Annotated in this window: 15 protein-coding genes and 1 tRNA gene; 6 read left to right on the plus strand and 10 right to left on the minus strand. The window is 67.3% G+C overall.

From position 1 onward, the window contains the following. Window positions 1–173: 173 nt before the first annotated feature. Window positions 174–1,706 (plus strand): sensor histidine kinase, encoded by a 1,533-nt coding sequence (locus IFR23_RS15475; protein WP_446740920.1) that lies wholly within the window; start codon window positions 174–176, stop codon window positions 1,704–1,706. On the opposite strand, the gene IFR23_RS15480 is transcribed toward IFR23_RS15475, so the two are convergent. From IFR23_RS15480 to metX, 4 genes are all read right to left on the minus strand, one after another. Next, complete coding sequence (locus IFR23_RS15480; RefSeq protein WP_192976680.1) at window positions 1,696–2,082, minus strand: response regulator; 387 nt, start codon at window positions 2,080–2,082, stop codon at window positions 1,696–1,698. The two genes, IFR23_RS15475 and IFR23_RS15480, sit on opposite strands and share 11 nt — an antisense overlap. 119 nt (window positions 2,083–2,201) lie before the next feature. After that, the gene (gene metW / locus IFR23_RS15485; RefSeq protein WP_192238391.1) at window positions 2,202–2,801 is read right to left on the minus strand and encodes a methionine biosynthesis protein MetW; all 600 of its coding nucleotides are present in this window, start codon (window positions 2,799–2,801) and stop codon (window positions 2,202–2,204) included. Further along, entirely contained in the window at window positions 2,798–3,232 is a 435-nt protein-coding gene (locus IFR23_RS15490) for a GNAT family N-acetyltransferase (protein ID WP_192976681.1), read from the minus strand. The genes metW and IFR23_RS15490 overlap by 4 nt, the downstream gene beginning before the upstream one ends. Beyond that, window positions 3,229–4,380 carry a homoserine O-acetyltransferase MetX gene (gene metX / locus IFR23_RS15495; RefSeq protein ID WP_197978485.1) on the minus strand — a complete coding sequence of 384 codons (1,152 nt, stop codon included), beginning with the start codon at window positions 4,378–4,380 and terminating at the stop codon, window positions 3,229–3,231. The genes IFR23_RS15490 and metX overlap by 4 nt, the downstream gene beginning before the upstream one ends. A gap of 254 nt (window positions 4,381–4,634) precedes the next feature. Here metX and hisC point away from each other — a divergent pair, with 254 nt between their 5' ends. Further along, window positions 4,635–5,732, plus strand: a complete 1,098-nt coding sequence (hisC, locus tag IFR23_RS15500) for a histidinol-phosphate transaminase (RefSeq protein ID WP_192976803.1) — start codon at window positions 4,635–4,637, stop codon at window positions 5,730–5,732. Continuing rightward, window positions 5,732–6,640 carry a prephenate/arogenate dehydrogenase family protein gene (locus IFR23_RS15505; RefSeq protein WP_056064181.1) on the plus strand — a complete coding sequence of 303 codons (909 nt, stop codon included), beginning with the start codon at window positions 5,732–5,734 and terminating at the stop codon, window positions 6,638–6,640. Before hisC ends, IFR23_RS15505 begins: the two co-directional genes overlap by 1 nt. 144 nt (window positions 6,641–6,784) lie before the next feature. Here IFR23_RS15505 and IFR23_RS15510 read toward each other — a convergent pair whose 3' ends face one another. Genes IFR23_RS15510 through ftsE form a run of 4 tightly spaced genes read right to left on the minus strand, consistent with a single transcriptional unit; the run spans window position 6,785 to window position 9,619 of the window. Beyond that, on the minus strand, window positions 6,785–7,465 hold the full coding sequence (locus IFR23_RS15510) for a lysophospholipid acyltransferase family protein (protein WP_121904886.1): 681 nt from the start codon (window positions 7,463–7,465) through the stop codon (window positions 6,785–6,787). Further along, the gene (locus tag IFR23_RS15515) at window positions 7,462–7,998 is read right to left on the minus strand and encodes an ElyC/SanA/YdcF family protein (protein ID WP_192976683.1); all 537 of its coding nucleotides are present in this window, start codon (window positions 7,996–7,998) and stop codon (window positions 7,462–7,464) included. The genes IFR23_RS15510 and IFR23_RS15515 overlap by 4 nt, the downstream gene beginning before the upstream one ends. After that, entirely contained in the window at window positions 7,995–8,894 is a 900-nt protein-coding gene (locus IFR23_RS15520; protein WP_342344978.1) for a cell division protein FtsX, read from the minus strand. The genes IFR23_RS15515 and IFR23_RS15520 overlap by 4 nt, the downstream gene beginning before the upstream one ends. Then, complete coding sequence (ftsE, locus tag IFR23_RS15525) at window positions 8,891–9,619, minus strand: cell division ATP-binding protein FtsE (protein WP_056054749.1); 729 nt, start codon at window positions 9,617–9,619, stop codon at window positions 8,891–8,893. Before ftsE ends, IFR23_RS15520 begins: the two co-directional genes overlap by 4 nt. Window positions 9,620–9,771: 152 nt before the next feature. On the opposite strand from ftsE, the gene IFR23_RS15530 reads away from it, so the two are divergent. Next, window positions 9,772–10,590 carry an MJ0042-type zinc finger domain-containing protein gene (locus tag IFR23_RS15530; RefSeq protein WP_192976684.1) on the plus strand — a complete coding sequence of 273 codons (819 nt, stop codon included), beginning with the start codon at window positions 9,772–9,774 and terminating at the stop codon, window positions 10,588–10,590. Here IFR23_RS15530 and IFR23_RS15535 read toward each other — a convergent pair. Beyond that, window positions 10,587–11,963, minus strand: a complete 1,377-nt coding sequence (locus IFR23_RS15535) for an MATE family efflux transporter (RefSeq protein ID WP_244655727.1) — start codon at window positions 11,961–11,963, stop codon at window positions 10,587–10,589. The two genes, IFR23_RS15530 and IFR23_RS15535, sit on opposite strands and share 4 nt — an antisense overlap. 112 nt (window positions 11,964–12,075) lie before the next feature. On the opposite strand from IFR23_RS15535, the gene IFR23_RS15540 reads away from it, so the two are divergent. Beyond that, window positions 12,076–12,162 (plus strand) — tRNA-Leu (locus IFR23_RS15540). A gap of 78 nt (window positions 12,163–12,240) precedes the next feature. Further along, on the plus strand, window positions 12,241–12,393 hold the full coding sequence (locus IFR23_RS15545) for a hypothetical protein (RefSeq protein WP_175518116.1): 153 nt from the start codon (window positions 12,241–12,243) through the stop codon (window positions 12,391–12,393). 43 nt (window positions 12,394–12,436) lie between these two features. On the opposite strand, the gene IFR23_RS15550 is transcribed toward IFR23_RS15545, so the two are convergent. Beyond that, complete coding sequence (locus IFR23_RS15550; protein WP_192976685.1) at window positions 12,437–12,691, minus strand: hypothetical protein; 255 nt, start codon at window positions 12,689–12,691, stop codon at window positions 12,437–12,439. Window positions 12,692–12,700: the final 9 nt, after the last annotated feature.

Consider the following 12,700-nt stretch of genomic DNA (forward strand, 5'->3'; position numbering starts at 1 on the left):
GACTTCGGCGGTGGTTCGTCGGGCGGCGGCGGCGGTTACGGCGGCGGCGGCGGTGGTCGTGGCGGCAGCGCACCCTCGGGTGGCGGTAGCGGTGGCGGCGCACGCGGCGGCAGCTTCGGCCAGACCGGCGGCTTCTCGGACGATCTCGACGACGACGTGCCGTTCTGATCTCTGTGACGACGCTGTATTCCGTTCCCAAGACCGCCACGTTCGACGAGGCCGAGCGCTCCCGCGTGATCTCGGCCTACGACGTCGCCGGTGCGCGCGCGAAGGGCCAGCTCGACGATATCGTGGCGTTCGCAGCCGAGCTTTGCGGCGCCCCGGTCGCGTTGCTGAGCCTGGTCGAGGAGGAATATCAGCGTTTCCTGGCGCGGACCGGCTTCGACCTAGAGCAGACGCCGCGCAGCATGTCGTTCTGTGCGCATGCCATGCACCATCACGAGGTGATGGAAGTGCCCGACGCGCAGGCCGACCCGCGTTTCGTCGACAATCCGCTGGTGACGGGCGAGCCGTATGTGCGCTTCTACGCCGGCGCGCCGCTCGTCTCCAGCGAGGGCGTGCCGCTGGGGGCGCTCTGCGTTTTAGCGAGCGCGCCTCGCGAAGGCCTGACCCGGTTCCAGCGCGATGGCCTCACATTGCTCGCCAAGGCAGCGATGGGCCGGCTCGACGACCGCCGCTCCGCGCGCGAACAGGCGATGGCAGAGGCCGAGGCGCGGCGTACGCTGGAAGCGAGCGACCTCAAGTTCCGCACGCTCGCTGACACCATGCCACAGATGGTGTGGTCGACGCTGCCCGACGGCTTCCACGATTACTATAACGCACGCTGGTACGAGTTCACCGGTGCTCCCGCGGGAACGACCGATGGCGAAGGCTGGAACGACATGTTCCATCCCGACGATCAGGATCGCGCTTGGGCGATCTGGCGCCAGTCGCTCGACACCGGCGAGCCCTACAACATCGAATATCGGCTGCGGCATTTCGACGGCACCTACCGCTGGGTGCTCGGCCGTGCGCTGCCGGTACGCGACGAAAACGGTGCGATCACGCGCTGGTTCGGGACGTGCACCGACATCCACGAACAAAAGCTTGCTTATGAAGAGCGCGAGATCATCAGCCAGGAGCTGAGCCACCGGATCAAGAACATCTTCGCGGTGATCGCCGGACTGATCGCGTTTTCCGCGCGGGGCAAGCCGGAGTTCGCGGGGATCGCGACGGACTTGCGCCACCGGATCAACGCGCTTGGCCGCGCGCACGACTTCGTCCGCCCGCACAGCGCGAACTCGCGTCCGGCCGCCGCGCAGAACAGCCTGCACGGCCTGTTGCAGGAATTGTTCGAACCGTATCAGCGGATCGACGGCGCACGTCTCAGCGTCACCGGCGACGACGTTCAGATTGACGATCGCTCGGCCACGCCGCTCGCCTTGCTGTTCCACGAGCTTGCCACCAACGCGACGAAGTACGGCGCGCTTGCGACCGAACTCGGTACGGTACGGATCACCGTCTCGGCGAACGACGACACGGTGAGTTTGAACTGGTGCGAACAGGGTGGCCCGTCCGTCGCCAAGCCGACGACGCCAGCAGGTTTTGGTACGCAGCTAATAGAAATGAGCGCCGTGCGTCAGCTGGGCGGTAGCGTGAACCGGATTTGGAACGACGATGGCCTGATCGTCGACCTGACGATCCCGAAGGCTGCGTTCAGCCGCTGACCACGCGAATGACGTCGTCATGGGCGATCGGATCGTCGTTGCAGGCCAGCGCGGCCGCGGCCAGGATCGCCGCGTCGCTGAATGGCTTGCGAATGTACCCAAGGCGCTCCGCATCGCCGATCTGCGCGGGGTTGGCGGTCACGAACACGACCTTGACGCCGTAATCCTGCGCCATACGCTTGGCGATCTCAGGCCCGGTCGGTCCGTCGCGTAGATTGATGTCGACGAACGCGAAGTTGCACCCCGGTGCCGCCGCGATCGCGCTATCGCGGTCCGCCGCGATCCCCGCGACGCCGTAGCCGGCATCCATGAGGATTCTCTCGAGGTCGAGCGCGACGAAGATTTCGTCTTCGACAATGAGGGCGGTCTTGGTCATCGGCGAAGTAACCAGTCGCCCGCTGATCGGTTCCGCCAAATCGGTGATTTAGATCAACCGCTTGTCCCGATATGGCCTGAATCCCGCAAATTCCTGCAATCGATTACCGTCGCAGCCGATTACCGTCGCAGCAGGAACACCGCGTGCTCGGCGAGCAGGTTGGCACCGCCCGCGCCGGTGCGCTTGTCGCCCGACAAAAACCACGCATCCTCAACGGTAATCCCGCGTGTTTTCACGAAGGCGCGGAAATCGTCGATCGTGACGTGGTGGATGTTCGGCGTGTCGTACCAGCTCTCGGGCAACTGCCGGGTCACCGGCATTCGCCCGCCCCAGAGGAGCGACAGCCGCACGCGCCAGTGCGCGAAATTCGGGAAGCTGACGAACGCGCGCCGGCCGATCCGCAGCAGGTGATCCAACACCAGATCGGGCGCGCGGGCGGTCTGCAACGTCTGGCTGAGGATCGCGTAGTCGAAGCTGGCGTCGGGATAGCCGGCAAGGTCGATATCCGCATCGCCCTGAATCACCGACAGCCCGCGGGCGACCGCCGACGCCACGTTGTGCGCGTCAATCTCCAGCCCGCGTGCATCGACATCGCGCGTGTCGCGGAGTGCGGCCATCAACGCGCCATCGCCGCAACCGATGTCGAGCACGCGACTACCCTGCGCGACGTTCTCGGCAATGACGGCGAGGTCGGTCCGCAATGTCTCAGGGGGCGTCATGGCGCACTCCGCAATTGCTCGGCGAGGCCCGGTGCGAGCCTCTCCATGTAGCGATCGGCACGAACCAGCGGATGGAAACCAAGGTCCGCATACACGCCGTGCGCGTCGGCGGTGACGAGGCCGAACCTGCGCAACCCAGCAAACGACGGATGCTCCAGGAACCAGCTCACCATCTGCCGCCCGAGCCCCTGCCCACGCACGGACTCGTCGACCCATACGTCCGCCAGCCACGCAAACGTCGCGTGATCCGTAATCATTCGCGCAAAGCCGACCTGCTGCTCGCTCTCGTACGCGCCGAGACAATGCGACCCGGCGATCGCGCGTTCGACCAGACCGCGCTCGATCCCCGGCGACCAGTAACTGCTCGCGAGCCAGCCGTGGATTCGGTCGACCTGCAATTTGCTCGCGTCGTCGGACAGGATGATCGTCATCGGCCGGCCCTCAGGAAGCCGTCGACGACCCGGTTCAGGTCCGGCGCCTCCAGCAGGAACGCGTCATGGCCATACGGGCTCGACAGTTCGACGAAGCTGACCGGGGCACCGGCTGCGTTGAGTGCCTGGACGATAGCGCGCGACTCGGCAGTCGGATAAAGCCAGTCGGTGTCGAAACTAACGAGACAGAACCGCGATTTGGTCGCGCGAAACGCATTGGCGAGCAGCCCGCCATGCTCCTCGACCAAGTCGAAATAATCCATTGCGCGCGTGATGTAGAGGTAGGAGTTCGCATCGAACCGGTCGGTGAAGGCGAGTCCCTGGTGGCGCAGATAGCTCTCGACCTGAAAATCCGCGTCGAACCCGAACGACTTCGCGTCGCGCGCCTGAAGCCGACGCCCGAACTTCTCGGTCAGCCCGGCTTCCGATAAGTATGTGATGTGCGCGGCCATGCGTGCGACCGCGAGCCCAGCGGTCGGCGCGGCGTCATCGTGATACTCGCCGCCACGCCAGTTCGGATCGGCCATAACCGCCTGCCGCCCGACCTCGTGGAACGCGATGTTCTGCGCAGTATGACGCGCGGTCGAGGCGATCACGACACACGCCTTCACCCGCTCGGGGAAGGTGGCGGGCCAGCTCAGCGCCTGCATCCCGCCCATTGATCCGCCGACCACAGCGTGGAGCACGCCGACGCCGAGATGATCGAGCAGCATCGCCTGCGCGCGCACCATGTCCCGGATCGTGATGACCGGGAAGCCCATCGCCCATGGCCGTCCGGTTGCCGGGTTGATCGTCGCGGGTCCCGAGGTGCCCATGCAGCTGCCGAGCACGTTGGCGCAGACGATGAAGTGCCGCGCAGGGTCGATCGGCTTGCCTTGGCCGACCATGCGCGTCCACCAGCCGGGCTTGCCGGTACGCGGGTGGTGCGAGGCGACGTGCTGGTCGCCGGTCAGCGCGTGGCAGATCAGGACGGCGTTCGACGCATCGGCGTTAAGCGTCCCGTAGGTCTCGTACGCAATATCCACTGGCGACAGCAGCACGCCGCCATCGAGCCTGAGCGGCCCCGGCAACGTGACGCGCCGCGCGAGACCGAAGCGCTGGTCGGTGTCGTGGCCGGTCCCGGGGTCGATGGCAGGCGTGTCGAGCATGCCGCGCGCTACCATAGGGGGACACCGTCATGCCAGCGCCGCTTCCTCGATCCTCCCCCGCAAGGGGGAGGTGGCTGGCCCTTGCCAGACGGAGGGGGAGGTAAGGAAAACAGCTGTTGCGTCACCCTCCCCCTCCGTCGCCTTCAGCGCCACCTCCCCCTTGCGGGGGAGGATCGTCAACTCCGTCCTTGCCACGCACAAAGATTTGCCACCGCGCCACACCGCCCGCTATGCCCCGCGCCATGACAAACATCATGCCCGCACCCGCGCCGAAGCCCTGGATCCTGGGGATCGCGCCGTACACGCCCGGTCGCTCGACGACCGATGACGGCCGCACGGTGATCAAGCTGTCGTCGAACGAGAACCCGCTCGGCACCAGCCCCGCTGCGAAGGCCGCATTCGACGCCGCCGACCGCACGCTGGAGCGCTATCCGGATGCGGGCGCGGCGGAACTGCGCGAGGCGCTGGCGGCGCATTACGACCTCGATCCGGCGCGCGTGATCTACGGCACGGGCTCCGACGAGATCCTGCATCTGGTCGCGGGCGCCTATGCCGGCCCAGGCGACGAAATCATCCACGTCCGCTACGGATTCGCGGTGTACGAGATCGCCACGCGTCGCGTCGGCGCCGAGCCCGTCATCGTCGACGACCGCGACTATGCGACCGATGTCGACGCGATCGTCGCCGCCGTCACCGAGCGTACGCGTGTCGTCTTCGTCGCCAACCCGAACAACCCGACTGGCACGTTCACGCCGCGCGCGGAAATCGCGCGGCTGCATGCCGGGCTGCCGAAGTCGGTGCTACTCGTGCTCGACCAGGCCTATGCTGAATATCTGTCGCCCGAGGAGGACGATGCCGGCCTTGCGCTGGCGATGACCGAGGCGAACGTGCTGGTCACGCGGACCTTCTCGAAGATCCACGGGCTGGCGGCGGAGCGGATCGGCTGGGGCTATGCCTGCGCGCCGATCATCGACGCGATGCACCGCATCCGCGCACCCTTCAACGTCACCACCGCAGGCCAGGCCGCCGCGGTCGCCGCGATCGGCGACACCGATTTCGTCGACGCGACGCGCGCGCATAACGACACGTGGCGCGGCTGGTTCGTCGAGCAGATCGCGCAGATGGGCAATGCCGGGCTTCGTGCCGTGCCGTCGAAGGCGAACTTCGTGCTCGTGCTGTTCGAGGGCAAGCTGACTGCCGACGCCGCGTATCACGGCCTGATGGACGCGGGCTACATCGTCCGCTGGCTGCCCGGCCAGGGCCTGCCCAACGCACTGCGCATCACGATCGGCACCGAGGCGGAAACGCGCGGCGTCACCGCGGCGCTGCGCAACCTAGTCGAAGCCGCCTGATGCTGCCGTTCGCGCGCGTCACGATCATCGGGCTGGGACTGATCGGCTCGTCGGTGGCGCGCGCGGTGCAGGCGACGATGCCGACGGTTCGCGTCACCGGCTACGATGCCGACGCGACCGTGCGCGAAGCCGCCGACCGGCTGCAGTTCTGCGACGACGTCGCGGACTCAGCCGGCGCAGCGGTGATCGACGCCGACCTCGTGATCCTGTGCGTGCCGGTCGGGATCATGGGCGAGGTCGCCGCCGAGTTCGCGGCCGAACTCCCCGCGGATGCGATCGTCAGTGACGTCGGCAGCTGCAAGGCCGAGATCGTCCGCGCGCTGACTGAAGCTCTGCCCAACGCGACCGTCATCCCTGCGCACCCGGTCGCGGGCACCGAGCGGAGCGGCCCCGAAGCCGGCTTTGCGACGCTGTTCCGTCACCGCTGGTGCATCGTCACGCCCCCCGAGGGCGCCGACCCGGTCGCGGTCGAGCGTGTCTCAGAATTCTGGCGACGGCTCGGTGCGCAGGTCGAGACGATGGCGCCCGAGCATCACGACCGCGTCCTCGCCGTCACCAGCCATCTGCCGCATCTGATCGCCTACACGATCGTCGGCACTGCGGGCGACCTGGAGGAAGTGACGCAGTCGGAGGTCATCAAATACTCCGCCGGTGGTTTTCGCGATTTCACGCGGATCGCGGCGTCGGACCCGACCATGTGGCGCGACATCTTCCTCAACAACCGCGAGGCGGTGCTGGAAATGCTCCAGCGCTTCTCGGAGGACCTGAGCCACCTCCAGCGGGCGATCCGCTGGGGCGACGGCGATGCGCTGTTCGACCTGTTCACGAGGACCCGGGCGATCCGCCGGAGCATCGTCGAGCAGGGGCAGGACGATGACGTCCAGGATTTTGGGCGTACGCACGGGTAAGGAGGTGCGCCGCTCTACCTAAACGGCACCACCCCGGCGAAGGCCGGGGCCCAATTGGGTAGGCTGGAGTAACGACACGCAGCGCCCGTCAGTATTGTCCCCCAATTGGGCCCCGGCCTTCGCCGGGGTGGTCGTCTGCTTCGTCTAGTCCAGCGCGTTCATCGCCGCATGAACCCGCTGCTCCGCCTCTTCCCGCGGCAAACCCGGCGGCACCACCTCGCCAAACCGGAAGGTGATCACCCCCGGCAGTTTCGGCCCCTTTTTCGGCCACACCAGCCCGCTGTCGCACGCGATCGGCACCGTCGGCATCTTCAGCGCACGGTACAGCCCGGCGAACCCTGGCTTCAGCGGCGGATGCTCGCCGGGTGACACCCGCGTCCCTTCCGGAAAGATCAGGATCGATCTCCCAGTCGCCTTCGCCGCGGTCGCTTCGCGCATCATGCTCCGCATCGCCGTCGCCGACGCCTCGCGGTCGACGACGATCGCGCCGTAGCGCCGCGCTGCCCAGCCCCAGGCCGGGATATCCGCGAGTTCGCGCTTCAAAACGATCGCGGGGCCGTCGAGCAACGCCTGCAATTCGAGCGTCTCGAACATCGCCTGATGCTTGCACGCATAAAACGCCGGTTCGGTCGGCCGTGTCCCCTCCACGCGGATGTGCACGCCGAGGATCACGCGCGCGCACCAGCGATGGAAGCGCGTCCAGATCGTCGAATGCACGATCACCGCGCGGGAGCCGAACAGCGCCGAGATCGGCACGGTCACCACGATCGGCACCGAGATCGTGTAGAAAACGAGCATGAACGCCCAGTTACGCAGCCAGATCATCCGCCATATCCAATCCACAACGCGATCCGGCGAAGGATCAACTTGTTATATTCGTTGATCAAGGTCCCGAGCCGCGGCGTGCCCTGCACACCGTCGCCGAGGATCACGACATTCTTGTCGAGCGCCGCCGCCAGCTCCATTCGCGCGCGCGCGACGTGCCAGTCCGACGTCACCAGCCGCACCGAGCGGTATTTGTGCACGCGCACCCACTGCGCGGTCTCCTCCGCGTTCGAGCGCGTATCGACCGCATCGGCACCGAGATCGATGCAGCACGCGAACAACGCGGGCGACGTCCGATATTCCAGTGCGAGATCGATCGGCCGCACCCCCGGCGCGACGCCGGTCACCAGCATCCGCTTCGCCTGGTGATCGCGGAGCAGCGCGATGCCGCGGTCGATCCGCCCTGCCCCACCGGTCGGCACGACGATCGCATCCGAGGTGAAGCCGTCGAGCGGCTTGGGCAGCAGCAGCATGAACACCGCGAACCCGAATGCCCAGGCGAGACCCAAGATGCCGAGGAACCGCACGATCACAGGATATGCCTCAGCGCGCGGACGATCGTCACGCGGGCGGCGAGCGTGGCCAGGACGACGAACGCGACCGGGAGCATCGCGAGCAGCACCCAATCGACCCCGCCGAGAGTCACGCCGCCGAGCAGTTCCGAGCCCAGCCCGTGCAACCGGATGCCAATGAACGCGATCACCAGCAACGCCGTGACGCCGCCCCCGACACCACCGATCGTCGCATCGAGCGCGATCCGCCGCTGGAACAACCGCGCGACCTGCAAATCGGTCGAGCCGAGCATGTGCATCACCGCGATCGTCGCGTGATGCGTCTGGAGCCCCGCGCGCGCTGCGAGCACGACGACCGCGGCGGTCGCGCTCGCCATCAGCAGGACCAGCGCCAGCGCGAGGAACGTCAGCGAGCGCATCACGTCGTTGACCGGCGACATCCAGCTTTCGTGGCGGTCGACGCGGACGATCGGGCTCAGGCGACGCACGGCAGTCGCTACGCGCAGGGCAGCGGCCTCGTCTTGGTCCGCCAGATCAACATCGATCATCGCCGGCACCGGCAATTGCGGGTCCGCGCCATCGGACCCGAGCCAGGGTTGCAGCAGCCGCGTAAGTTCGGCGCGATCGACCGGCGTCGCCGTCGCGACCGCCGGCATCGTCCGCAGCGCCGCCAGCACGCGCGCCGCGACGGCGTCACGCCGCACGGGATCGCCATCGACGACCTGCACCGTCAACCGCCCCGCCAACTGCCGATCGAGCAACCGCGCCGCACCCGAGGTCGCCAGTCCAAGGGCGGCGGCGAGCATCGTCAGGAACAGCATGATCGCCATCACCCACGTCATCGCGCGCAGGCCGCCGGCTTCGTCGAGCACCCGGCGTTCGGCCGACGACCGGGCTTTGATGGCGCGACTCATCATTCGGGCCGCGTCGGTGGATAGCGCAGCGAACCGGTCGGATCGAGCAATCGCCCGCGATCGAGCCGCATCATCTGTGCGCCGGGTATCCGGCCGAGCAGGTGGAAGTCGTGCGTCGCGACCACCACGGTCGTCCCCAGCTTGTTGAGCGATTCGAACAGGTGCAGCAGCCGCTCGGCCATGTCGGGATCGACATTGCCGGTCGGCTCGTCCGCGACCAGGATTTCGGGGCGTGCGATGACGGCACGCGCGATCGCGACGCGCTGTTGCTCGCCGCCAGACAGCGTCGCGGGTCGCGCATCGGCGCGGTCGCCGAGCCCGACCCAGGCGAGCATCTCGCGCACCGGTTGCTCGATATCCGCCTCGGGCATCCCCGCCACGCGCAACGGCAGCGCGATATTGTCCCAGGTCGACAGATGCGGGACGAGCCGGAAATCCTGGAACACCACGCCGATCCGCCGCCGGAACCCGGGCAGCCGGTCGCGCGACAGCACCACCGCGTCCTCGCCGAACAGCCGGATCACGCCGCGCGTCGGACGCTGCGCGAGATACAGCAGCTTGAGCAACGAGGTCTTCCCCGCGCCGCTCGCGCCGGTCAGGAAATAGAACGCACCGCTACGCAGCGTGAAGCTGAGGTCCGACAGCGTCTCCGGCCCGGCGTCGGGCCCCGAGTCTGACTCGGTGCCGTAGCGAAGCCCTACATTTTCGAATTGGACGATATTCGCCATGACGTGGTTGCGCCCGCTTTCGCCCGCTTGATGCCCGTATCGGCGCTTTGCCATGAAAGCGCGCGCCGCTTCAAGCTTGCCACCTATGCGGGCAGCGTGCTTATTCGGCACAAGACCGGTCGCGCTCCAGCGGCCGCTGGTGAAGCGCATCCATGATCCTCCAATGTCCCGAGTGCAGCACGCGCTATCTGGTTCCCGACAGCGCGATCGGGACCGAGGGGCGCACCGTGCGCTGCGCCAATTGCAAGCACAGCTGGTTCCAGGCGCCCGCACCGCTGGTCGAGGACGCGCTGGAGATCCCCGAGCCGACGCTGCTCGCGCCCATGCCGCCGCCGCTCGCTCCGCTGGCGCGCCCGCCGATCGCGACGCCGACCGAGCGCTTCACACCGGCTATTCCGGTTACGCCTGCTCCGCCGGTGTATGTTCCAGCTGCGCCCGAACCCGTCTCTGCAGCCCCCCTATCTGCAACGCACGCGTCGGTGTCCGCCGATCCGGTCGTGAAATATGACGCCTTTGCCGAGCGACCGCCGTTCAAGGCGCGGCGCAATACGGCGCGGTGGTGGACGGTCGCGGCCGTGCTCGCCGGATTGCTGATGCTGATCGCGGTCGGATCGATCGTCTATCTCGGCGCGCCGGGCGTCGTGGCCAAACTCGGCCTTGGCCTGGGCACGGACGAGACTCCGCTGCGGCTGCGCGACAATCCGATCGAGCGGCGCGAACTCGACAACGGCTCCGAGCTGTTCGCGGTCAGTGGCCAGGTAACCAATCCGTCCGACCAGCGCCAGCGCGTGCCCGACATCCGCGCCGAACTCCGCGATGCGCAGGGGCGGCTGGTCTATAGCTGGACGATCACCCCGCAGCAGCGGACGCTGGCGCCGGGTGGTGCGATCGACTTCAACTCGGCGACGCTGAACGTCCCGGCGAACTCGAAGCGTCTCGAGTTGAGCTTTGCAGGCGAGGCAAGCCGCTAGGCGCGCTGCAAACGCCGGCTCACGATCCAGAACCGCGCGCCGTGCAACAGCGCGGCCGTCAGCATCCCGAGCCCGGAGGCATAGACCAGTGCCATCGGCCCCACCCCGGCGCGAACCATCCACCAGCCCGCGCCACCGGTAACGATGAAATATGCGGCGATGCTGTTCACGCCCGCGACGACCTGATCGACGAGCGAGCGGAGTGCGTAAACCAGCACCACCTGCGCGCCGTCGAACAGGATGAACGGCGCCCACACCGGCAGCATCGCCAGCGCGACCGCATGCGTTGCGGCATCGGCTGGAAACGCCGCGACGATCGGCCCGCGCGCGACGATCAGCACGATCCCGCACACACCCAGCGCGAGCATTGACAGCCCGGTCGCGATCAGCGCGCGCGAGATGCCCGCTTTCGGATCACCCTCGCCCACCGCATTGCCGACACGGACGCCACACGCCGACCCAAGCCCAAGCGCCAACCCGAACGTGACGTTGTGGACCGAGAACACGATCTGGAACGCGTGCGCGACGTCGTCGCCGAACTGCGTCGACAGTGCGATCAGGATCGAGAAGCCGGCAAGCTCAAGACCGGACGCAACGGCGGGCACGATCCCGAACACCGCCAGCGCAGCGATTCCCGCCGGCACGCCACGCCATGCGGCCAGGTCGATACGCCGAACGCCACGCTCCTTGGCGCGCGGCAAGGTCAGCGCCGCCGCGATCATCCCAACCGCCCCCAATCCCGACGCGATCGCGGTGGCGGTTGCCGCCCCGACCGCCCCCATTGCCGGCAACCCGAGATGACCGCCCGACATCGCCCACGCCAGCACCGCGTTGAGCGGCAGGATCGACAAATTCACTACTGCGACGCGGCGCGGCCGGCTGACGCCCTCCAGGAAGAAGCTGGCGGCGACGATCATCAGCTGCGGCGGATAGGTGAACGCCATCACCCGCACGACCCGTCCTGCCGGCGCGACCAGCGCAGGCGCGACACCGATCCCGGCGAGCATGACGTCCGCGAACGCGAACATCACGACACCTACGACGAGCCCGAGCAGCAATCCCAGCACGAGCCCTTCGCGAAGCACCTGCCCGGTCCGCGGCAGGTCCCCCGCCCCGTCGGCGCGCGCGGTGTGGACGAGCACGCCCGACAGCCATGCGAGCCCGGTGACGATCGCGATGAACGTCAGCGACCGGCTCGCCCCCAGCGCCGCTACCTCGTGCGCGCCGACCAGCCCGACGACGATCACGTCGGTGACGTGCAGGATCGTCCAGTTGAGGCTGGTCAGCATCACCGGCCACGCGAGCGCGAGAATGCGCTGCGTTTCGGCGCTCAGACCGGCCCGCGTATCGGGGGATAGAAGTGCTGCGGGCATCGTTTGCGGTACCGGACGAACGCTTTTTCGCAAAGGGCGTTGCGTAGCGTTCAAAGCCTTGCTAGTGGCGCTCGCCTACCAGATGCCGGGTCCGCCCGGTGATGTTTCATGGGCGGCCATGGCGGAACTGGTAGACGCGCAACGTTGAGGTCGTTGTGGGCGAAAGCCCGTGGAAGTTCGAGTCTTCTTGGCCGCACCATTTTTTACAGATCGAGTAAACACCCCCTTCGAGGGTCCCCCTTGGCATGTGATGCGTTGGGCTTGGCGGAGGTATTGCATGAGTTCGATAGACGACACGATCATCGAGACCCCCGAGGGCCCGATGACCTTTGCGCAGTGGAAGAAGAAGAACCCGGTCCAGCTGCCCTCGCGCCGGACCAAGGGGAAGAAGCTGCCCAACAAGGTGAAGCTCACCACCGACGAGAAATAGGCGGCGCGCTAGGATCCCCCAAAGCGGGAGGGAGGATCTGAATTTAGTGCCGTCCCACCGGCGCCCCTGCCCCGGTCTGCGCACGAATCATACGCGCCTGGAACTTCACCCGTTGCCAGAACGTCGCGTCGTCGAGCCGCCATTGCCGGATCGCCTGCGTCGCCAGCGTCTCGATCAGCGCCTCGCTGGTTGCGGCGTCCTGTTTGGCGAACTCGCGTGCGAGGTCTTCGACGCATGGGCCGTGATCGGTAAAGTCGCGCGGCAGCGGCATGGGTGTGGGCTGGCTCGGCATCGGCATATATCTTTC

Origin of the sequence: Sphingomonas sp. CFBP 13603, assembly GCF_014892665.1 — a bacterium.
Classification (GTDB): domain Bacteria; phylum Pseudomonadota; class Alphaproteobacteria; order Sphingomonadales; family Sphingomonadaceae; genus Sphingomonas.

What these genes read in the sequence shown, in the direction of transcription:
- IFR23_RS15480 (WP_192976680.1), bottom strand. Translation starts at nt 2,082, where the DNA reads ATGACCAAGACCGCCCTCATTGTCGAAGACGAAATCTTCGTCGCGCTC.
- metW (WP_192238391.1), bottom strand. Translation starts at nt 2,801, where the DNA reads ATGACGCCCCCTGAGACATTGCGGACCGACCTCGCCGTCATTGCCGAG.
- IFR23_RS15490 (WP_192976681.1), bottom strand. Translation starts at nt 3,232, where the DNA reads ATGACGATCATCCTGTCCGACGACGCGAGCAAATTGCAGGTCGACCGA.
- metX (WP_197978485.1), bottom strand. Translation starts at nt 4,380, where the DNA reads ATGCTCGACACGCCTGCCATCGACCCCGGGACCGGCCACGACACCGAC.
- hisC (WP_192976803.1), top strand. Translation starts at nt 4,635, where the DNA reads ATGCCCGCACCCGCGCCGAAGCCCTGGATCCTGGGGATCGCGCCGTAC.
- IFR23_RS15505 (WP_056064181.1), top strand. Translation starts at nt 5,732, where the DNA reads ATGCTGCCGTTCGCGCGCGTCACGATCATCGGGCTGGGACTGATCGGC.
- IFR23_RS15510 (WP_121904886.1), bottom strand. Translation starts at nt 7,465, where the DNA reads ATGATCTGGCTGCGTAACTGGGCGTTCATGCTCGTTTTCTACACGATC.
- IFR23_RS15520 (WP_342344978.1), bottom strand. Translation starts at nt 8,894, where the DNA reads ATGATGAGTCGCGCCATCAAAGCCCGGTCGTCGGCCGAACGCCGGGTG.
- ftsE (WP_056054749.1), bottom strand. Translation starts at nt 9,619, where the DNA reads ATGGCGAATATCGTCCAATTCGAAAATGTAGGGCTTCGCTACGGCACC.
- IFR23_RS15530 (WP_192976684.1), top strand. Translation starts at nt 9,772, where the DNA reads ATGATCCTCCAATGTCCCGAGTGCAGCACGCGCTATCTGGTTCCCGAC.
- IFR23_RS15535 (WP_244655727.1), bottom strand. Translation starts at nt 11,963, where the DNA reads ATGCCCGCAGCACTTCTATCCCCCGATACGCGGGCCGGTCTGAGCGCC.
- IFR23_RS15545 (WP_175518116.1), top strand. Translation starts at nt 12,241, where the DNA reads ATGAGTTCGATAGACGACACGATCATCGAGACCCCCGAGGGCCCGATG.
- IFR23_RS15550 (WP_192976685.1), bottom strand. Translation starts at nt 12,691, where the DNA reads ATGCCGATGCCGAGCCAGCCCACACCCATGCCGCTGCCGCGCGACTTT.